This is a genomic window from Gemmatimonadota bacterium (assembly GCA_009841265.1).
In the GTDB taxonomy this organism is placed as follows: Bacteria; JAAXHH01; JAAXHH01; order JAAXHH01; family JAAXHH01; genus JAAXHH01.
This window is the reverse complement of record VXMB01000009.1, coordinates 1,605,607-1,625,063: the sequence shown is the minus strand read 5'-3', so window position 1 is coordinate 1,625,063 and position 19,457 is coordinate 1,605,607. Positions and strand designations below refer to the sequence as shown.

The 19,457-nt window shown below is 63.7% G+C and carries 17 protein-coding genes; 12 read left to right on the top strand and 5 right to left on the bottom strand.

The window, feature by feature from the left end:
• Nucleotides 1–262 precede the first annotated feature (262 nt).
• The 7 genes from F4X08_11870 (at nucleotide 263) to F4X08_11840 (ending at nucleotide 8,413) form a co-directional block, all read left to right on the top strand.
• Nucleotides 263–1,195, top strand: a complete 933-nt coding sequence (locus F4X08_11870; GenBank protein ID MYD26500.1) for an FAD-dependent thymidylate synthase — start codon at nucleotides 263–265, stop codon at nucleotides 1,193–1,195.
• 22 nt (nucleotides 1,196–1,217) lie between these two features.
• Nucleotides 1,218–2,195 (top strand): ribonuclease HIII, encoded by a 978-nt coding sequence (gene rnhC / locus F4X08_11865; protein MYD26499.1) that lies wholly within the window; start codon nucleotides 1,218–1,220, stop codon nucleotides 2,193–2,195.
• 51 nt (nucleotides 2,196–2,246) lie between these two features.
• Nucleotides 2,247–3,746: an alpha-N-arabinofuranosidase gene (locus tag F4X08_11860; GenBank protein MYD26498.1), complete on the top strand. Its 1,500-nt coding sequence runs from the start codon at nucleotides 2,247–2,249 to the stop codon at nucleotides 3,744–3,746.
• A gap of 24 nt (nucleotides 3,747–3,770) precedes the next feature.
• Entirely contained in the window at nucleotides 3,771–5,171 is a 1,401-nt protein-coding gene (locus F4X08_11855; GenBank protein ID MYD26497.1) for a sugar ABC transporter substrate-binding protein, read from the top strand.
• Nucleotides 5,172–5,256: 85 nt separating this feature from the next.
• Nucleotides 5,257–6,678 carry a sugar ABC transporter substrate-binding protein gene (locus F4X08_11850; protein MYD26496.1) on the top strand — a complete coding sequence of 474 codons (1,422 nt, stop codon included), beginning with the start codon at nucleotides 5,257–5,259 and terminating at the stop codon, nucleotides 6,676–6,678.
• On the top strand, nucleotides 6,675–7,556 hold the full coding sequence (locus F4X08_11845; protein MYD26495.1) for a sugar ABC transporter permease: 882 nt from the start codon (nucleotides 6,675–6,677) through the stop codon (nucleotides 7,554–7,556). The genes F4X08_11850 and F4X08_11845 overlap by 4 nt, the downstream gene beginning before the upstream one ends.
• Nucleotides 7,557–7,579: 23 nt before the next feature.
• Nucleotides 7,580–8,413 (top strand): carbohydrate ABC transporter permease, encoded by an 834-nt coding sequence (locus tag F4X08_11840; protein ID MYD26494.1) that lies wholly within the window; start codon nucleotides 7,580–7,582, stop codon nucleotides 8,411–8,413.
• A gap of 18 nt (nucleotides 8,414–8,431) precedes the next feature.
• On the opposite strand, the gene F4X08_11835 is transcribed toward F4X08_11840, so the two are convergent.
• Both F4X08_11835 and F4X08_11830 read right to left on the bottom strand, forming a co-directional pair.
• Nucleotides 8,432–9,259, bottom strand: a complete 828-nt coding sequence (locus F4X08_11835) for a hypothetical protein (protein MYD26493.1) — start codon at nucleotides 9,257–9,259, stop codon at nucleotides 8,432–8,434.
• Between the two features lie 309 nt (nucleotides 9,260–9,568).
• Complete coding sequence (locus F4X08_11830; GenBank protein MYD26492.1) at nucleotides 9,569–10,492, bottom strand: DUF4835 family protein; 924 nt, start codon at nucleotides 10,490–10,492, stop codon at nucleotides 9,569–9,571.
• 245 nt (nucleotides 10,493–10,737) lie between these two features.
• On the opposite strand from F4X08_11830, the gene F4X08_11825 reads away from it, so the two are divergent.
• The 4 genes from F4X08_11825 (at nucleotide 10,738) to F4X08_11810 (ending at nucleotide 14,835) form a co-directional block, all read left to right on the top strand.
• Nucleotides 10,738–12,570, top strand: coding sequence for a radical SAM protein (locus F4X08_11825; GenBank protein ID MYD26491.1), 1,833 nt, complete (start codon nucleotides 10,738–10,740; stop codon nucleotides 12,568–12,570).
• 56 nt (nucleotides 12,571–12,626) lie between these two features.
• The gene (locus tag F4X08_11820) at nucleotides 12,627–13,244 is read left to right on the top strand and encodes a peptidylprolyl isomerase (protein ID MYD26490.1); all 618 of its coding nucleotides are present in this window, start codon (nucleotides 12,627–12,629) and stop codon (nucleotides 13,242–13,244) included.
• 3 nt (nucleotides 13,245–13,247) lie between these two features.
• The gene (locus F4X08_11815) at nucleotides 13,248–13,907 is read left to right on the top strand and encodes a peptidylprolyl isomerase (GenBank protein ID MYD26489.1); all 660 of its coding nucleotides are present in this window, start codon (nucleotides 13,248–13,250) and stop codon (nucleotides 13,905–13,907) included.
• A 79-nt stretch (nucleotides 13,908–13,986) separates the two neighbouring features.
• Nucleotides 13,987–14,835 (top strand): hypothetical protein, encoded by an 849-nt coding sequence (locus F4X08_11810; protein MYD26488.1) that lies wholly within the window; start codon nucleotides 13,987–13,989, stop codon nucleotides 14,833–14,835.
• Nucleotides 14,836–14,868: 33 nt separating this feature from the next.
• Here F4X08_11810 and F4X08_11805 read toward each other — a convergent pair whose 3' ends face one another.
• Nucleotides 14,869–16,185, bottom strand: coding sequence for an MFS transporter (locus F4X08_11805; protein MYD26487.1), 1,317 nt, complete (start codon nucleotides 16,183–16,185; stop codon nucleotides 14,869–14,871).
• A 62-nt stretch (nucleotides 16,186–16,247) separates the two neighbouring features.
• Here F4X08_11805 and F4X08_11800 point away from each other — a divergent pair, with 62 nt between their 5' ends.
• A complete protein-coding gene (locus tag F4X08_11800; GenBank protein MYD26486.1) occupies nucleotides 16,248–16,526 on the top strand; it encodes a hypothetical protein in 279 nt (92 codons plus the stop codon).
• 81 nt (nucleotides 16,527–16,607) lie between these two features.
• Here the strand turns inward: F4X08_11800 and rho are convergent, their stop codons facing one another.
• Together rho and F4X08_11790 are read right to left on the bottom strand one after the other, a co-directional pair.
• Nucleotides 16,608–17,858 carry a transcription termination factor Rho gene (gene rho, locus F4X08_11795; protein ID MYD26485.1) on the bottom strand — a complete coding sequence of 417 codons (1,251 nt, stop codon included), beginning with the start codon at nucleotides 17,856–17,858 and terminating at the stop codon, nucleotides 16,608–16,610.
• 501 nt (nucleotides 17,859–18,359) lie between these two features.
• On the bottom strand, nucleotides 18,360–19,319 hold the full coding sequence (locus F4X08_11790; GenBank protein MYD26484.1) for an ABC transporter permease: 960 nt from the start codon (nucleotides 19,317–19,319) through the stop codon (nucleotides 18,360–18,362).
• Between the last annotated feature and the right edge of the window lie 138 nt (nucleotides 19,320–19,457).

Here is a 19,457-nt window from a genome sequence, read left to right as displayed (position 1 = left end):
CGGGTGCTTAAGCAACAGAAGATAGCCCGGCAGATGCGCGGCGCAACGATAAAAACATCGATCTGAATACCCGCTCCGAAGCCTACAAAATGCCTTGACAGCCATGCCCGCCCCGGTTAACGTCCCCAAGTCCATTTCCGTGGTGAATGCCGTGGTGGTGAACGTCGTTGCGCAACCCGGAACGGACGCCGGATTTCCCCTTTAAAACCACGTCCCAAAACTGCGGGATGCCGTGTCCGAAGAACCCGAAGTACCCGAACAGATCGAAGCGCAACATCTCGACCGTCCGGTAGTACCCGAACTGGACGAGATCCTGGGCGAACCCTTCAAGGTGCTCGACGACGGGTTCGTCCGCGTCGTCGACTACATGGGCAGCGATCATTCCATCGTGCAGGCCGCGCGCGTGTCCTACGGCGCCGGAACCCGGCAGGTGCACCAGGACCGGGGGCTGATCCGCTATCTCATGCGGCATCAGCACACCACCCCCTTCGAGATGTGCGACATCAAATTCCATCTCCGGGTGCCCATGGATTGCTGGCGGCAGTGGATCCGGCATCGGACGGCTTCGGTCAACGAGTACAGCACCCGCTATTCGCTGGCGATCGACGCGACACAGACGACGTCGCCCGATGCGTGGAGGTTTCAGGCGGAGGGCAACCGTCAGGGCAGTGGAGGCTTTGTCGACACGGAGCGGGGCGCCTATTTCACCGAGAAGGAACGGGAACTCCAGGAGGCCGCCCGGACCCGTTACGAAGAACGTATCGAGGCCGGAATTGCCCGCGAACAGGCCCGCAAGGACCTGCCCCTGTCCACCTACACGGAAGCCTACTGGAAGGTGAATCTCCTGAACCTGCTGCGGTTCCTCTTGCTGCGCATGGATGATCACGCGCAATGGGAGATCCGCCAGTACGCCCATCTGATCGGACACCGCATCGTGTCGGCCTGGTGTCCCATCGCATGGCAGGCCTTTCTGGACTACAGCGTGAACGCCATGCAGCTGACCCACCTCGACTGGGAAATCATCCGGGCGATCCAGGCGGGCGATAACGAAAAAATCAACGAACTACTGGTGGAATACCGGTACATTTCAAAGTCAGGCAAGCTGCGCCGCAGCCGGGAGCGGGAAGAACTCGAATCCAAGCTTCAGCAGCTGAACATGCCGGTTCCGTGGCGGTCCGGTGACGATCCCGCCTAGCACGATCGGAAAGCGGTGACCGATGAACCGAGGCAGACCGGAACCCGTATCCCGCAGATACGATATCGCCGACGCCGGCACGCGCCGCGGGATCCTCGAGGCCCTGGAAAACCTCGGCCCCACGGAACGCAGGACCGAAGACTGGTGCGACTGGGTGCTGGCCTTCGAGGACGAAGGAGAAAGACTGGTCCTCAAGCAGTACAGGAAGGGCACCCTGATGATCCAGGGCAAGGCGGATCATCTGCTCCAGGTGATCCTGCACGTGCTGTCGCCCTTCCTGGATGAGCCCGCGAAAACGGCCGGCGATGGATCCGGCAGCGCCAACGGATCCGCTGGCGCCGGGACCCGGAAGCTTCCCCTTCCCCACATCGGGACGGACGAGTCCGGCAAGGGCGATTATTTTGGTCCGCTGGTGGTGGGTGGCGTCCTGGTCGAAACCGGGACCCGGGAGCGGCTGGTCACCCTGGGCATCCGGGATTCCAAGAAGCTGGGCGACGCCACGTGCCGCAAGCTGGCGGCCGAGATCAGGCGGATCTGCGTCGGAAAATACCGCGAGGTGATCATACCGCCGGAACGATACAACACGCTGTACGAGGAATTCCGGCGGGAAGGCAGGAATCTCAACCATCTGCTGGCCTGGGGGCACGCCCGCACCATCGAAAGCCTGCTGGAAGGCGCCCCGTGTCAACTGGCCGTGACGGATCAGTTCGGCAACGAAAGCTACATTCGGTCCCGGCTCATGAAAAAGGGCCGTGAGATCGAACTGATCCAGGAACACCGGGGAGAGCGGTACCTGGCCGTCGCCGCGGCGTCCATTCTCGCCCGGGACCGGTTCCTGGAATACCTGGAAAGACTGTCGAGCGAGGCCGGCCTTACCCTGCCCAAGGGCGCGGGCGCGCCGGTCGTCGCCGCCGGACGGAAATACGTCGAACGGCATGGCGTGGACAAACTGCCTTCCGTGGCCAAGATGCACTACAAGACCACGGCCCAGGTGGTGTAGATCCAGGTGGTGTATACCCAAGTGATGTAAACCCGTAGGAACGCGGACTGTATGCGACAGACGACACTATACGCGCACACGAAATTCCAGATCGCGCCGGTCGATCCGAGGATCTTCGGCGGATTCCTGGAGCATATCGGCAGGGCCGTCTACGAGGGCGTGTTCGACCCGGATTGCAGGCACGCGGACGAGGACGGGTTCCGCACGGACGTCATGGATGCGATGAAACATCAGTCCATGACCGTCATGCGGTATCCCGGCGGCAACTTCGTGTCCGGCTACCACTGGATGGACGGCGTGGGCCCGCAGAAGCTGCGTCCCACCGTGCGCGAGCTCGCCTGGCAGAGCATCGAGCCGAACGCTTTCGGTACCGACGAGTTCATCCGGCTGTGCCGTAAAATGGACTGGCAGCCCATGCTCACGGTCAACCTCGGCACGGGCTCGCCCGAGGAAGCCCGGAACTGGGTCGAGTACTGCAACTGTCCCGCGGGCACGAACTTCGCCGACATCCGGGTGGGCAACGGGGAGGAGATGCCCTACGACGTCGCCCTGTGGTGCCTGGGCAACGAGATGGACGGCCACTGGCAGCTCGGTCATGTGCCGGCGGACCAGTACGCGATCCGGGCCCAGCAGGCCGCGAAGATGATGAAGGACGCGGACCGGCGGATCGAACTGGTCGCCTGCGGTTCCTGCTCCGTGGACATGTTCGACACCTACATGGAATGGGACCGCCAGGTCCTCGACTACCTGGGAGATTACGCCGATTATATCAGCCTGCATCGTTACGTGGGCAACCCGAAGGACGATACGCCGGACTACCTGGCGGTCACGAACTCCATCGACCGGCAGATCGAGGAGATGGACGCGGTATGCCGTTTCGTCCAGGCCAAGCGCCGGAGCAACAAGCGCACGTACCTGTGCTTCGACGAATGGAATGTCTGGTACAAGAACCGCGAAACGGACGGAGAGGGCAAGTTCGCGCCGCACCTGGTGGAAGAGGTCTACAATCTCGAAGACGCCCTCGTCGTCGCCGGGTTCCTGAACAGCTTCGTCCGCCACGCCGACTCGGTCCGCATCGCGAACATCGCCCAGATCGTCAACGTCATCGCCCCGCTGATCACCCGGGGAGACGACCTGCTCGTTCAGTCCATCTACCACCCCTTCACCATGTACGCGGGGCGGCAGGAAGGCACGTCGATCCGGACCTTCGTGGACGGCGCGGGATACATGAGTGAAAGCTACGGGCGGGTGAATTACATCGACGCCGCGATGATCCAGAACGACCGCAAACTACATGTCTTCGTCACGAACCGCAGCACGGACACCGACGTGCCCCTGCGTATCGTGCTCGAAGACCGGCCGATCGAATCGCTGGTCAGCGCCGAGATACTCACCGGTGGCCAGGACCCGAAGGCCACCAATTCGTTCGAGCATCCCGACCTGGTCGGTAAGCAGCCCTACCGGGAAATCAAGGTCGCCGGGGGCAGGTGCCAGTGTTTCCTTCCCCCGCTGTCCTTCGCGGCGATGACCTTCGAACTCGAGAAGTGGTAGGCCGCATCAACGCCCATCCATCCCATGACCGGATCAGCCAAACCCAGGAAACTGTCCCGCCGCGATGTCCTTAAAATCGGCGGCGGCGCCCTGCTCGGCGGCGGCGCTCTGCTCAGTGCCGCCGTGACCGGTTGCGGCGGAGGCGGTGACGACGGAGCGGGCCGAACCGGCCAGGCCGGCCGGACTGACCGGAAGACCGTGCGTTTCATGACGGCCCAGACGCGGGAGAAGCACCGGTCTCTGGAACCGCTCATCGCGGAGTTCATGGACATCCATCCAGGTATCCGGATCGAGCACATCAAGGTACCCTGGGACCAGGCCCATTCGAAATACCTCACCGCCATCCTGGGGGGCGCGCCGCCCGACGTCATGGCCATTCCCAGCTGGTGGGTGACCGAGTTCCGGGCCATGGGCGCCCTCGAGGACCTCGGACCCTGGGTGCGGGACTGGCCCCATCTCCAGGGCTATTCAGAACAGGTGAAAAGGCTGACCCGGGCGACCATGGCCTTCGACGGGGACCAGGTATTCGGCCTGCCCACGGAGGTGGCCGTCCGTTCCATGTTCTACCGCACCGAGTGGCTCGACGAACACGGCCTGGCGCCTGCGGAGACGCGCGAGGAGTGGCGCGCGCTGCTTGAAAAGATCACAGATCCCTCCCGCCAGCGTTACGGCTACGCGCTCCGTGGGGCCCGGGGCGGTTTCTGGTCGTGGTGGGCGATCGCCCAGGAATTCGCCGGGTCGAACGCCTGGTTCGACGAAGACCACCGGTGCATCATCAACAGTCCGGACCACGTGGCGGGCCTGTCCTACTGGAACGACCTCTATCAGGACGGCCTCGCCCCGCCCGACTCGCTGAACTGGGGTTTCAACGAACTGGTCCAGGGATTCTGGTCGGGGCTTTGCGGCACGATGGAGCAGGACCCCGAGGTCGTCCGGACCTGCCTGGAGCACGGCCTGGACGAAGACAGCCTCTCCATCACGGTCATGCCTGCCGGTCCCAGGGCCCGCGTGGCCCTGTCCGACGGGGGGTACACGTCCATGTCGTCGGCCTCTCCGCACAAGGATGAAGCATGGACGTTTCTCGGCTGGCTGATGGCGCCCGAACAGCGGCTCAGATATTGCAGGGACGTCAACATGATCCCGCCCTTCGCCGATGCGATGGAGGACCCCGCCTTCGGTCAGGGTCTCTACCGGTCCTTCGTGGAAATGGTCACGGATCCGTCCATCCTGCAGAACTGGTATCCCAACTACCTGCCGGAGATGGGGGAGTTTCTGGAGGTGCGGGTGACCGAGGAGCACCAGAAGATGCTGCTGCGAAGGCAGTCTCCCCGGGAGACGCTCGACCGGTTGGCCGACTTCATGACCCGGGCGCAGCAGAAGTACGTGGACCGGTTCGGCCCGGATACGCCGCGGCCGCCGGCATAGCGCGTCAATAGACCATGCCGTACGACTGTGCGGACAGTACATTGGACCGCCCAGGCGTCCGATTTGCTGTTGCGAAACCCACACGATGCCTCATCACACCAGATCCCTCAGGAGTATCCGTCACCTCACCCGCCGCGACATGCTGCGTCTCGGCGGAACCGCCGCCGCGGGCGCGGCCGTGCTGGGCTGCGGAGGCAGGGACGACCGCCGGACCGTCTCGGTCTTCAGCCCTATGGGCGAGGTGAAGAACCAGGCCCTGGTCCGTCAGGTAGACCGCTTCATGGCCTCGCGGGACGACCTGCGCGTGGAAGTAATGCCCGTGCCGTGGGACCAGGGCCACGCCAAGCTGCTCACCATGATCGCCGGCGGCAACCCGCCCGACGTGATTACGGCGACGGGCCAGTGGATGGCCGAGTTCCGGGCCATGGGCGCCATCGAGGACCTGACGTCCTGGCATGCGTCGTGGCCCTACCGCGACGCCTTCACGCGGACGGCGCTGCTCCGGTGCGAGAGCAGCACGGCCATCGAGGACGGCCGGGTCTACGGCCTGCCCCTGGAACTGACGACGCGGGCCATGTTCTACCGCAGACGGTGGCTGGACGAGCAGGGACTGGAACCCGCGGCGACGCGGGCCGGCTGGCGCGCATTGCTGGAGCGGATCACAGACAAGGACCGGGGCCGTTACGGCTACGCCCTGCGCGGGGCCCGCGGGGGCTTCTGGACCTGGTGGCCCATCCTGGAGGAATTCTCCGGCACAAACGAATGGTTCGACGGGGACCAGCACTGCATCATCAACAGCCCGGAACACGTGGAAGGATTGACCTACTGGAACGATATATACCAGGACGGTCTGGCGCCTACGGACGCGGTGAACTGGGGATACAACGAACTGGTGCAGGGGTTCTGGTCCGGGATCTGCGGGTGCATCGAGCAGGACCCGGAAGTGGTGCGCACCTGCCTGGATCACGGCATGGACGAATCGACCCTGGTCACGGCACCCATGCCGGCAGGACCCCGGGCCCACGTGGCCTCCAACGACATCTGGATCCTGTCGATTTCCAGGGAGGCGAAGAACCCCGACGGCGCCCTGGCGTTCTACGATTGGATGATGTCGCCGGAGCAGCTCATCGCCTACAGCAAGGACGCGAGCGTGCTGCCGACGGTAAATCAGGGCATGGACGACCCCTACTTCGGCCAGGGGTTCCTGCGGCCGTTCATGGACATGGCCACCGATACTACGCTCCTGCAGAACTGGTACCCTAGCTACCTGCCCGAAATGGGTGAATTCATCGAGGTGCTGGTCACCGAGGAACAGCAGAAGATGCTCCTTGGCCGGCAGTCGCCGCGGGAGACGCTCGACCGGCTGGCCGACTTCCTGGGCCGGGCCCAGCGGCGTTACGTGGAACGCCATGGCCCCGATACGCCCCGGCCGCCGCGTCTGTCCGAGCCGTCCGAGCCGCTGGGCATCTCGCAGCCGCCCGGCACTACGCAACCCCTCTCGCCATGAAAAAGGCCGATCCCTACCTGCTCCTGGCGCCGGCCTACCTGCTCATCGCGGGATTCCTGTTCTACCCCATGGCCACGGTGTTCCTGCTGTCGCTGCGAGAATACCAGCTGATGGATCCCCTCAATACGCCCTTCGTCGGACTGGACCAGTACGCGTTCATGCTCGGGGACGAGTATTTCTGGCGGAGCCTGTGGAACTCCGTGGTCTGGGTGGTCGTATCGCTGTTCTTCCAGTTCCTGCTTGGCTTCTGCCTGGCGCTGCTGCTCAACAGCGCGCGGTTCAGGGGCCGGGGGATCTTCCAGGCCATCGTCTTCGCGCCGTGGGCGGTTTCGGGCTTCCTGATCGCCATCATCTGGGCCTGGCTCTTGAACGGGGAATTCGGGCTGGTCAACGACATGCTCATCCGTGCCGGCCTGCTGGATCAGAAAGTCGGGTTCCTGTCCCGCGAGGAGACGGCGCTCCTCTCCTGCGTGCTCGCCAACATCTGGTTCGGAGTCACCTTCTTCGCCGTCATGCTCTTCGCCGCCCTGCAGGCCATCCCGCCGAGCCTGTACGAAGCGGCCGACATGGACGGCGCCACGGCCTGGCAGTCTTTCTGGCGCGTCACCGCGCCCATGGTGAAGCCGGCCATCGTCATCACCATTCTGCTCCGGGCGATCTGGATCTTCAACTGGGCGGACCTGATCTGGGTCATGACCGGGGGCGGTCCGGCCGGGGCTTCCCGCACGCTGGCGCTCTACGTGTTCCAGAAGGCCTTCCTGGGCCTGGATTTCGGGTATTCGGCTGCCCTGGGCGTGGCGTTGACCGTGGTCTCCCTGGCCTTCACCGCCGTATTCCTCCGCTTCACCCGGTTCTACGGCGACGAGGCCGCCATTTGAGGCAGTTATTTAAGGCAGGGACGATGATCCGTATGCATCCATTGCGCCGAGGGGTTCAGTTCACCGGACTGTGCGCGTTCTTCGTCTTCGCCGTTTTTCCCGTGTACTGGATGGTGGCTACTTCCCTTACGCCGGCACAGGACCTCTTTGTATGGCCCCTTCGGTATTTCCCGGCGGCGCCGACGCTGGAACACTACGCCGAGGTCTTCCTGCGCACCGACATCCCCCGGTTTTTCACCAACAGCCTCACGGTCGCCAGCCTGGCCTCGGCCTGCACGCTCACCGTGTCTGTGATGGGAGGCTACGCCCTGGCGCGCTACCGGTTCCGGGGACGCCAGGCCACCCTCCTGGTCTTCCTGGCGACCCAGATGATGCCCGTGGTGGTGCTCATCGTCCCGCTTTTCATCATCTTCCGGATACTCGGCCTGCTCGATACGCTCTACAGCCTGATGATCGTGTATACCGTGCTGAACATCCCCTTCTGCACGCTCATGATGCAGGGCTTCTTCGCGGGCGTCCCATCGGAACTCGAAGAGGCCGCCATGGTCGACGGGTGCAACCGCATGGGGGCGATCCTGCGCGTGGCCGTGCCGCTGGCCCGTCCCGGGCTGATCGCCACCTTTCTCTTTGCCTTTATCGGCGCCTGGAACGAACTGCTCTTCGCGGTGATGTTCCTGAACACGGAATCCACCTTCACCCTGCCCGTGGGCCTGTACAATTTCATCAGCAAGTACGACGTCCACTGGGGCCGCATGATGGCCGGCGCCACGCTGGCGCTGCTTCCCGCGCTGGCCGTGTTCGCCTTCGTTCAGCGGTACATGGTCAGGGGATTGGCCCTGGGGGCGGTGAAGGGATAGGGGTAGGGAGGCGTTAAATCAGGGCAGCAGCACCGGGCGCACCCAGACGAGGTACAGTTGATCGCCGGAGCGGATCACCTGGTTGGCGGTCAGCAGCCCGTAGGCTTCGCGAGCCGATGATCCGGTGAGCGTGCGGTATCCCCGCGGACGCTTCCCCTTCACCTCGGCCAGGTCGATCGAATCCAGCGGCCAGTCCACGGCCTCGCCGGATTGGTCCGCCATGTACCGGGGGAGATGCTGCACGGCGATCTCGACGCGGTAGGGGACGTAGGGTTCGGCCCTCGGATGGGTGAACCCGGCGAGGAAGAGGTTGAACTTGTACATGGCGTTCCACGCCGGCGCGATCACGTCGTTGACGGAACGGGCCTTGAGCAGCGCGGGCGAGTAGGTGTGCAGGCTCGGCGGGGAGTGCATGCCGATCCAGATGGTCACCTTGTCGTTGTTGTCGCGATAGGGCTCCTGTATGCTTCTGGCGTAGGTCAATTCGTTATCGAGCCATTCGTTGGTCAGGCTCGACACGCCGAAGGTAGTCTGCATGACCAGGTACAGTCCGGGCACTTCCTCATCTACCAATCGGACGTAGCGGTGCAGCGCCTGGGCATCGTCGTCCCGGAACACGACGAGGCCGTTGCCGTAGATCACGATCTGCGGCGTACGCGAAAGGAAAACATCGTGCACGGTGGTTGATGCGCGCACCATTTTGCGCCAGATCGCCGGATCGTCTTCGGATCCGTGGGCCGTGGGGGCGCCGAGGAGTGCCGCCAGTACCATCAGGAAGCCCGGAATCAGGCTATTTAGTGTGCCGGTCCTTCCGGTCCTGCCGGACCTGTCAGATACGTTATTCATAAACTGTCTTCCCAGTTTCGATACCCATGCGTTGCAATCGTTGCGACCGAAAGATGATCGAGGAAAAGCGCAGCTTTCACAAGCAGCGCAAGTGGCGGTGTCCTACCTGCGGCCGTAGCCGGTTTCAGCGGAACAGGTCACGGAGATGGTCCGCCCGGTCCGCGAAGTACCGCCGCGGGGACTGAACATTCCAGGGACGGCTCGGATCAGCGCCGTCCGACCTGGAACAGCGCCGTCCGGCCCGGAACAGCACAGCCCGGCCCGGCACGCCCGGCCCGCCGGGTCTTGCCGCCCGCCCGGTCCGCAGATTCATCTGCCCACCTGCTCCGCATGCTCTTCGTAGGTCGCCCGGTGCGTGGGATCGATCTTGATGAGCATGTCGTAGGCTTCCCTGGAAGATTCCGCATCGGGCACTTCGGTGGGTGATTCCGAGCTGAAAACATCCGCCAGCTGCAGGTAGTGGGCGTTCAGGAACTCACTCAGCCACTTGTCTCTCGGGTTCTTCTCGTGGATTTCCGCCATTAAATCCACGGCCTCGCGGCAAAGGGTGCGGGCCTCCACCAGCTTGTTATCCTTTTGCGCCGCCAGCCCCCGGTAATACCGGTTCCGGACCAGGCGGTAGGGCTTGTAGTCTTCGGCCAGAATTCCGTCGATCAGGTCCAGCCGTTCGTCCCACCCCCGCTGGAATTCGCGGCTGAACCGGCCGTCCAGCGCGATGGCATTGGCGCGCTGGAAATGGCTCTGGCCGCCGAAATCCGTGTACTTGTCCAGCGCGTGTCCGATCATGATGTGCACGTAGTAGTCGATCAGCCACGTCAAGGCGTTGAACTGCTGGTCGTCATGTTGCAGATAGTCTTCCCGTTCGTACTCGAAAAACCACCACCGGTCCAGGTATTTCAGGTCCGTTCCGCTGTACACGGTGAGGCGCGAGCCGTACTGGGTCTTTACCGCGCTGCCCATAAAGGCCAGAATGGCTTCGATGCCCACGTGTACCGGTTCGGGCAGGTCCTCTTCCAGCCAGTCCCATTCTTCGATGTAGTCGGCGAGCGTGAGGCCGAAGTCCGCCATCTGTTCGCGGTGCAGGACGGGCAGGGCTTCCAGGTGCGCCATGACGTCGGCTCTTACCTGTTGCCCGCGGGCCTCCAGCGGTGGAATCGCCAGCAGGCAGAGCGCCAGTACGCCGGCCGGTATCCACGGTCTTTTCCGGGTCTTTCGGTGGTTCATCACATCCATGCGCAGGCTCCCGGTATACGGGGTACCGCAACAGCCATCGTTTGTCGGAAAACTAACCGCGGGAACGCGGCGTGTCAAGCCTATCCCGCACCGCCGCAGCCGCGGTGCCTGCCCTGGCGCGAGCCTTGACACCCGGGTCCCGGGACTGTATTTTGGCCGTCCATAGCGGATGGTGACACGGACGATCGGTCCGGTGCGGCCAGGCAAGCGGGACCACGGGGCCGATCAGCGTTTCGGAAGGGTGCATGTTCGGACAATCCCTGGCGGAAACCCTCGCCCGCGAACGGGGGACCATTTACAAGAATCCGGGCGGCAAGGCCGTTCGAATCGCCCTGGTATACCCCAATACCTACTACCTCGGCATGTCGAACCTGGGTTTCCAGACCATCTACCGTCACCTCAACGAACGGGACGACGTCGTCTGCGAACGCGCCTTTCTCCCGGAACCTTCCGGCCTAGAAGCACTTTCCAGATCCCGCAAGCCGCTGGTTACGCTCGAATCCGGGCTGCCGCTCGGTTCGTGCGACATCGTGGCCTTCTCTATATCCTTCGAGAACGACTATCCCAACCTGGTCCGCATCCTGGAACTCGCCCGCGTTCCGGTGCTCGCAGAAAACCGGACGCGCTTCGATCCGATCGTGCTGATCGGAGGCGCAATTACCTACATCAACCCGGAGCCCCTGGCGGATTTCGCCGACGTGATGGTCATAGGCGACGGCGAAGAGGCGGCTTACGCCTACATAGACCGCTACCTCGCGGACCAGGGATTGGACCGGGAACGCCATCTCGCCCATACCATGTCGCTGGCGGGCATGTATGTGCCGTCCCTGCAGACCGCTTCCCCGGGTGAGCGGGAGGGGGCGCCGGCCGTCGGGGCGGTCACGGATGCCGGGATGGCCTCAAATGCCGATTTCGGATGCGATGACTCGGACACCGGATGCGATGCCCCGGCGGCCGAAGCGGAAAGCGCTCCCGTCGGACGGATCGCCAAGCAGCAGGTGCGCGACTTCGAGGACTATCCCGCCCATTCCGCCGTCCTCACGCCCGACACCGAGTTCGGCGACATGCTGCTTATCGAGATCTCCCGGGGGTGTCCCCGCCGGTGCCGTTTCTGCGCCGTAAGTTACGTTTATCCGAAGTTCCGCGCATTGAAGCCGGATACCATACTCGACGTCATCCGGTCGAAGAATGCGTCCCTGGCGCGCGACGGCAAGGAGGGGCTGAAAGCCGTGGGCCTGGTCAGCTCGGCCATGTGCGACTATCCCCACCTCGACGAACTCTGTGCGGGCCTGGAGGAAACCGGTCTCCGTGTGGGCGTTTCGTCGGTACGGGTCGACCTGGTCCCGGACAGCCTGCTGAGGCTGATGCTGAAGACGGGGCTGCGAACCATGACCATCGCGCCTGAAGCCGGTTCGGAAAGGCTTCGCAAGGCGATCAACAAGCCCATATCCTCGGAAGAAATCCTGACCGGCGCACGAAGGATTCTGGAGAAGGGCATCAAGCACCTCAAGGTGTACTACATGGTCGGCCTGCCGACGGAGACCGACGCGGACATCGAGGAACTCATCGAGATGACGCGCCGGCTTGCCCGCCTGCAGCGGGAGTGCGGGGAACCGGGCGGACGGCTGCGGTTGAGCATCAACCCCTTCGTGCCGAAAGCGTTGACGCCCTTCCAGTGGAGTCCCATGGCGTCTCCGAAGGAGGTCAAGCGCAAGTTGAACCGCATTCAGAAGGCTCTGCGCGGAACAGCGGGGGTGGACGTCAAGCACGAAAGCCTGAAGTCCGCCTATTTCGAGGCCATCCTGTCCCGCGGCGGCCGTGAACTGAGTGGATTCCTGATGGAAACCGCGCGGCGGGAAGGCGACTGGAAACGCGCCGCGGCGGAGCTGGGGATGGATACCTCGCAGTATCTCGGGGACATGGCGGACCTGCAGTCGCTTCCCTGGGACTTCATTTCGACGGAGAAGGAGAACCACCGGCTCCAGTGGGAGTACCGGAAGAGTCACCGACTGCCTTACCGCAAACGGCAGTCCGCGCCCAGCGCCGGCCGGCCGGAAGCGGGGCATACCGCGGTCTGACCCCTGGACGGAGAAGCCGGTGTCAGACCATCATTCCAAGTCAGTGGAGGCGAAAGATGCGCATTCCGGGCCTGTTTATGTCCGCATTACTCGTGCTGTTCCTGGCCGCGTCCTGCGGCGAGTCGTCCGACCAACCCGAAACCAGCGGAGAACCCGCAAACATGTTGATCATCGAAACCACCCTGGGCACCATAAAATGCGAATTGTACCCCGACAAGACGCCCATGACCGTGGACATCATCTCGAGCCTGGCCGAAGGCACGCGGGAGTGGATCCACCCGGTAACCAATGAGACCATGTCCGGTACGCCTTACTATGACGGCGTGATCTTTCACCGGGTCATTCCGAACTTCATGATCCAGACCGGCGATCCGGCCGGCACCGGCATGGGCAGCCCAGGATTCGTGTTCGATGACGAGTTGCGCGAGGAACTGCGTTTCGACCAGCCCGGCCGTCTGGCCATGGCGCATCGCGGCCCCAACACCAACGGCGGACAGATCTTCATCACGGTAGCGCCTACGCCCCATCTCGACATGGTGCACACCATCTTCGGCCAGGTCGTGGAAGGACAGGAAGTGGCCGACGCCATTTCGGAGGTGCCCGCGAACCAGTCGCGGCCCATTGAAGAAGTCAGCATCGTGAAAGTGACCGTGGTCAGAGGGGAGGGCGAGTAACCGATGAGAAGGATACGTATCACCGCGATAACCGCCGCGCTGGCGGGGCTCGTCGCCTGTTCCGCATGGGCCGTGGCGAATCCGCCCGTCCAGTCGAACGACGCGGCGCAGTCGGAGACCGGTGAACTGGCCTCCCAGGCCCTGGGGCCGGGTACCTACGCCGTGTTCCAGACCAACATGGGGGTTATCATCTGCAAGCTCTTCGACCGGCTGGCGCCCGCCACCGTGGATAACTTCATCGGGCTTGCCGAGGGCACCCGGGCCTTCAAGGACCCCAAAACCGGGCGGGAGGTAAAGCGTCCGTACTACGACGGGACCCTCTTTCACCGGGTCATACCCAACTTCATGATCCAGGGCGGCGACCCCACGGGCACGGGCCAGGGCGGTCCGGGATATGAAATCAAAGGCGAAATCCGGGGCTCGCTGCGTTTCGACCGCCCGGGCCGGCTGGCCATGGCCAACGCGGGATCGCCGGATACCGCGGGCAGCCAGTTCTTCATCACCCACGGTCCGAAGTCGTACCTGGACGGAGGCTATACCATCTTCGGCCAGGTCATGAAGGGCCAGGAAGTGGTAAACGCCATCGGCCGAGTGCAGACGCGGAGCGACCGACCCCTTTTCGACATCGTGCTGGAGAAACTGACCATAGAGCGGGTTCAGTAAGACCGGACCAAGCCCGGCCAAATCAGGCCAGACCAGACCAGACCAGACCGGTCGAACCACGGACTACAGGGGAATCGGCATGAGGAGCGCAATCCGTGGGTATGCAGGTTACGGCAGGGCGCTCCCGCTGGCGTGGTTATGCGCCAGGGCGCTCCCGCTGGCGTGGTTATGCGCCGCCTGGCTGGTCCTTGCTCCTCCGGGCGACCTGAAGGCCTTCGAACCGGCCACACCCCACCTGGATGCCTTCCTGGCCGAACTGGAACAGCGGGAGCCGCAGCCCGTTCCCCCGGGTCTGCGCGCCTTTGCCGGCGATTCCACGGCCCTCCGGCTGAACGCGGCGGACTTAATTGACATGTTTACCGCTGCGGAACAGGATACGCTCACGCTGTTGCGGGTCAACGTGGTGCTGGCCCGGTGGATCGCCGAACGAAACCTGCCGCTCTACGCCGGCGGGGAGGCGATCGACGAAGCGCTGACGAAGGGGTTTTCCCTGGGCCTCACCTTTCCGCTCCACCACGTTTCATACCTCTTTTTCAGCCCCGATGCCGCCCGGTCAGGCGATTTCCTGGTCCACATTCGCGCGCTCTACGACATGAACTACACGTTCCGCTTCGACCGGGACATCCTGAACGCCGACGTGATCGTCCACGGCGCCGAGACCTCGTATACCGATGACGGCGGACCCCGGACGAGCTACCTGGTGAAGCTGGCACTGCACGACGAACTGGAATGGGCGCGGTACACCGACTTCGAGGGCCTGTCTGGCCGGAAGCGGGGTGTGGCGGGGTTCTTCCAGCGTGTTTTCTTCTTCATTCCCAAGACCCTGGACGGCCTGGAACTCCGGGACGGACACCTCAAGATCAAGGCCTTCGTGGACCAGAACATCGAAGACTTCGAACGGCTGGAGCGCTACCACGTGAGGCGTTAGTCGTCCTGGCCGGGAGCGCTACCGCGTGAGGCGTTAGTCATCCTGGCCGCCGTCCTGGCCGTCTTCCTGGCCGGGATGGATTCCGCCTAAGGGAATGCGGCGGGCGAAGAGGTACCAGGCGACGACGATCACGATGCCGGCCGCTCCCGCCATGAAGGCCACCATGCGCGCCGCCAGGGCGTCCAGCAGCAGGCCGGTCCCCAGGGTCGAAATGGAGAACGCCAGGGTGAACAGGCCGTGGTCCGCGGCGAACACTCTCCCGCGGTAGTCTTCGTCCACCACGAGTTGAAGCCCCAGGGAAGAATAGACCCACATCACCATGCTGCCCGCGGCGGCGAGGATGATGCAGACCGCCGCCAGCCAGATGGACGGGGCCTGCGAGAACAGGATGAAGAAGGCGCCGTAGCCGATCAGTCCGACCAGGATACCCGTCCTCAACTGACCCAGCCGGATCGTGTCGAATAACTTGATGAACACGGCGCCCAGGAGCGTACCCAGGCCCCGGGCCGTGTAAAGGATGGCGATACCCGTGTCGCCCGCGCGGTAGACCTGTCCCCCGAACACGGCGTAGAGCAGCACGGCGCCGCCCCCGGCGAGTCCCCAGGTGGCCTTGCCCGGCAGGTAGACCCGCGTGGGCCGGTCGCGGCCGATGTACTTCAAGCCCTCGATGAAATCCGACAGGAACCGTACCGGCTGTCCCGCTCCGGACGCGGCGGGAATGGCGATCCGGGCCACGAAAACTGCCGACACCAGGAAACTGAAGGCGTTCAACTGAAAGGCGGCGGACCGGCCCAGGTGATCGGCGACCAGGCCGCCGACGGCGGAGCCGATGGTCAACATGGCGGCCCAGGTCGTACTGGACAGCGCGTTGGCCGCCAACAGCGCCTTGCCCCGGGCAATGCTCGGCAGCGCGGCCGTGCGCGTCACGTCGAAGAAGGGCTGCAGGCCGGACAGCAGCGCCATGAAGAGGTAAAGCATCCAGACGTCGTCCGCCGTTTCGACCAGCAGGAATCCCAGGGCGACGCCGGCCCGGAGGATATCGGCGGTAATCATCACCCGCTTACGGTCGTACCGTTCGGCGACGACGCCGGCGAGCGGGGTCATCAGGAAGGGCGGCAGCATCTGGCAGATCGTGACGATGCCCAGGGCGAGACCGGAACCTGTCAGGGCGAGGGTCAGGCCCAGCACGGCGATCGTATTGAACCAGTCCCCCGCGTTGGATACGACCTGCGACAGCCAGACGAACCGGTAGGTCCGGTTCTCCCTGAGCAGCCGGGTGTACGAGAGGGCCGAACCTGTTTTTGTCGTCACGGGCCAGACCTGCGGTTGACAAGGGCGGGTGGTCCGTATACCCTTCGGTTAATCACTTTGATGGTAAGACTGCGGTTGGAGATGTTACAGGAGGCATGCTGATGAGCAAGCTGAAGTCGATCATGCACAACCGGACACACGGCCACCTGGGGGAAACGCGGCGCGACTGCACCGACTGCGTCCACGTCATGCCCGGCATGCACGGGGACGATGTGACCTGCGAGATCTATACCTTCAAATTCGAGGCCTACAAGGTCCCGAGGCGAAGCTCCCTCTCGCCCTCCTTCGCGAACGACTGCGGATTCTACCAGGCCATGACGCCGGTGCAGAAGGCGGAGTCGGAACGTAAATTCAGGGAATTCTACAAGCGCCTGAAGTGAAAGGGCGGCATCCGGCGGCGATACGCCCGCCGGTACCGCGAGGGCCTGGCCGGCCCTCAACTCGAGCTGACGTGCACGCCGCTACTCGTTCATGGACTTGAGGAAATTCACGTTCGTCGGCGTCCGCGAGAGGCGCTCGGTCATCAGTTCCATGGCTTCCACGGGTCCCAGGCCGTCCAGGAATTTCCGCAGGATCTTCACCTTGCCCAGGATATCCGGTTCCAGGAGGAGTTCCGCCTTGCGGGTGGACGACGCGCTCAGGTCGATCGCCGGGAAGATCCACCGGTTCGCCAGCTTGCGGCTGAGCTCCAGTTCCATGTTGCCCGTGCCCTTGAATTCCTCGAAGATGCCTTCGTCCATCCGGCTGCCGGTCTCGATTAGCGCCGTGGCCACGATGGTCAGGCTCCCGCCTTCCTCGATGTTCCGCGCCGCGCCGAAGAAACGCCGCGGCTTCTGCAGCGCGTTGGCGTCGATACCTCCGGACAGGATCTTGCCGCTGTGGGGCGTCACCGCGTTGTGGGCCCGCGCCAGGCGCGTAATGCTGTCGAGCAGGATGACCACGTCACGGCCGTGTTCCACCAGCCGCTTGGCCTTCTCCAGGACCATGTCCGAGACCGCCACGTGACGCTCCGGCGGCTCGTCGAAGGTGGAACTGATCACCTCGCCCTGGACCGACCGTTCCATGTCGGTCACCTCTTCCGGCCGTTCGTCGATGAGCAGGACCATGAGCACCACCTCGGGGTGATTGTCCGTGATGGCGTTGGCGATCTCCTGCAGCAGCATGGTCTTCCCGGCCTTCGGCGGCGACACGATCAGTCCGCGCTGCCCCTTGCCGATTGGCGTCAGCAGGTCCATGACCCGCGTCGGCAGCTTGTCCTTCATGTATTCGAGCTGGAAGCGCTCCAGCGGGTAGATGGGCGTCAGGTTGTCGAAGAGCGTCCGTTCCTTGCTCGCTTCGGGGTTGTCGAAATTGACCGTGTCCACCCTGAGCAGCGCGAAGAAGCGCTCCCCGTCCTTGGGCGGCCGGATCTGTCCCGAGATGGTGTCCCCGGTGCGCAGGTCGAAACGCTTGACCTGGGACGGCGCCACGTAGATGTCGTCGGGGCCGTGCAGGTAGCTGTAGTCCGGCGACCGGAGAAACCCGCAGCGGTTGTCCGGCAGCACCTCGAGTACACCCTCCCCGAATATCACGCCTTCCTTCTCCGTCTGTGCCTGGAGAATGCTGAAGATCAGTTCCTGTTTCCGCAGGCCCGTGTAGCTTTGCAGGTCGAGCTCCTGGGCGATGGAATACAGGTCCGGCAGGGTCTTTGTCTTGAGTTCCAGGATGTGCATGCTTCCTTCCCTTTGTAAAAAACGTTCGGTTGTAGAAACGTTCGGTGAACTCCCTTGAACGCCCGCTGTCCGGGCGTTCCTTAAGGCGCCGATTCCCGCGACGCGTCGTGGGGAGTGTATTTGAAGTCAGACTGGGTTGTGAACATGGTGTGCGGCGGAAACGTAGGCTTGCGAACGGGTCGTTTCCGGAAGTCGGGCCCGGGCGTGCCGCGCCTGGAGACGCGCGGTCGTGCTGGTTCTGGTTATGCCATCAGGATACGGGCAAACGCAACTTGCCTTGGTGATGGGGTAATCCCGTAGAATGCGGTACCGGCCGTCATGAATCTTGATCTAAGGAAGAATCGGCTTTCCAATGAGGAATCAATCAGGGGAATGTGCAAGGTTCGGGTTGCCGCCGAGTCGGCGACACGGGTAAATATAAGGGTTTATGCCGCGCTGTCAAGTCCCAAGCCCACTTTTTTTCGTGAACGCGTACGTTGCCGGGCCCTTCCGCGGAGCGGCCTACTCGTTCATCTTGGGGTCGAGGGCGTCCCGGAGTCCGTCGCCCATCAGCTGGAATCCGAGCATGGTGAGGGCGATCATGATGGCGGGAAAAGTCGCCAGGTGCCAGTAAGACCGGATGTAGTTGGCGTTCTCGCCGACCATCTGCCCCCAGCTCGGCGTGGGCGGGCTGATGCCGATGCCGATGAAGCTCAGGCCGGCCTCCGCGAAAATGGCCGACGGGATGCCCAGGGCCAGGGCCACGATCAGCGGCGTCAGGCTGTTCGGAAGGATGTGGGTGACGACGATGCGCAGGTGGCTGCCGCCCATGGCCTTGGCCGCCCGGACGAACTCCTTTTCCTTCAAAGACAGAATCTGCCCCCTCAGGAGACGGCATACCCCTACCCATCCGGTCACCCCGATGGCGACGAAGATGTTGAAGAGCCCGGCGCCCAGCCACGACATGATCAGGATGATGAAGAGCAGACCCGGAAAGGCCGACATGATGTCGACCCCCCGCATGATGACGCTGTCCACGCGGCCACCGGCGTACCCCGCCAGGGAGCCCAGGGGTACGCCGATGGCGAAGATGATGGCCTGTACGAGGACGCCCACTGTCATGGAGATCTCCGCGCCGTAGATGACCCGGCTGAAGAGGTCGCGGCCCAGGCCGTCCGTGCCGAAGGGGAACATCCACGACGGTTCCTGCCAGGCGACCAGGAAGTTCTGCTTGGTGTAGTGCAGGGGCGCGATCCAGGGCGCGAGCAGCGCCGTGTTGCTCAGCAGCAGCACCAGGAAGAGTCCGACCAGGGAGAGCTTGTTGCGCGAGAATCGCCGCGTGGCGTCCGCCCAGAGCCCGCTGTCGTGTTTCTTGAAGTACCGGTAGGCCCGCGGCCAGAGCAGGGTGAACTCCGTGGCCAGCGCAACGCGGAAGATCTGTCCCGCCCAGGAGAAGAAGGGCTCGAGGCCGTCCCAGCTCATGGATTCCGACAGGCTTTCGGGGATGTCCTCCGTGCCGTATGGGTACTGGTCCATCCAGGGCCCGAGCAGCCACCACACCGCGAGCAGGGCGACGGCGCCCGCGGCCGCGAAGTAGGATTTGCGCTGGACCACCGTGTG

What these genes read in the sequence shown, in the direction of transcription:
- F4X08_11830 (MYD26492.1), bottom strand. Translation starts at nt 10,492, where the DNA reads ATGGATGTGATGAACCACCGAAAGACCCGGAAAAGACCGTGGATACCG.
- F4X08_11835 (MYD26493.1), bottom strand. Translation starts at nt 9,259, where the DNA reads ATGAATAACGTATCTGACAGGTCCGGCAGGACCGGAAGGACCGGCACA.
- F4X08_11855 (MYD26497.1), top strand. Translation starts at nt 3,771, where the DNA reads ATGACCGGATCAGCCAAACCCAGGAAACTGTCCCGCCGCGATGTCCTT.
- F4X08_11810 (MYD26488.1), top strand. Translation starts at nt 13,987, where the DNA reads ATGAGGAGCGCAATCCGTGGGTATGCAGGTTACGGCAGGGCGCTCCCG.
- F4X08_11800 (MYD26486.1), top strand. Translation starts at nt 16,248, where the DNA reads ATGAGCAAGCTGAAGTCGATCATGCACAACCGGACACACGGCCACCTG.
- F4X08_11840 (MYD26494.1), top strand. Translation starts at nt 7,580, where the DNA reads ATGATCCGTATGCATCCATTGCGCCGAGGGGTTCAGTTCACCGGACTG.
- F4X08_11850 (MYD26496.1), top strand. Translation starts at nt 5,257, where the DNA reads ATGCCTCATCACACCAGATCCCTCAGGAGTATCCGTCACCTCACCCGC.
- F4X08_11825 (MYD26491.1), top strand. Translation starts at nt 10,738, where the DNA reads ATGTTCGGACAATCCCTGGCGGAAACCCTCGCCCGCGAACGGGGGACC.
- F4X08_11845 (MYD26495.1), top strand. Translation starts at nt 6,675, where the DNA reads ATGAAAAAGGCCGATCCCTACCTGCTCCTGGCGCCGGCCTACCTGCTC.
- F4X08_11815 (MYD26489.1), top strand. Translation starts at nt 13,248, where the DNA reads ATGAGAAGGATACGTATCACCGCGATAACCGCCGCGCTGGCGGGGCTC.
- F4X08_11820 (MYD26490.1), top strand. Translation starts at nt 12,627, where the DNA reads ATGCGCATTCCGGGCCTGTTTATGTCCGCATTACTCGTGCTGTTCCTG.
- rho (MYD26485.1), bottom strand. Translation starts at nt 17,858, where the DNA reads ATGCACATCCTGGAACTCAAGACAAAGACCCTGCCGGACCTGTATTCC.
- F4X08_11790 (MYD26484.1), bottom strand. Translation starts at nt 19,319, where the DNA reads ATGAGCTGGGACGGCCTCGAGCCCTTCTTCTCCTGGGCGGGACAGATC.
- rnhC (MYD26499.1), top strand. Translation starts at nt 1,218, where the DNA reads ATGAACCGAGGCAGACCGGAACCCGTATCCCGCAGATACGATATCGCC.
- F4X08_11860 (MYD26498.1), top strand. Translation starts at nt 2,247, where the DNA reads ATGCGACAGACGACACTATACGCGCACACGAAATTCCAGATCGCGCCG.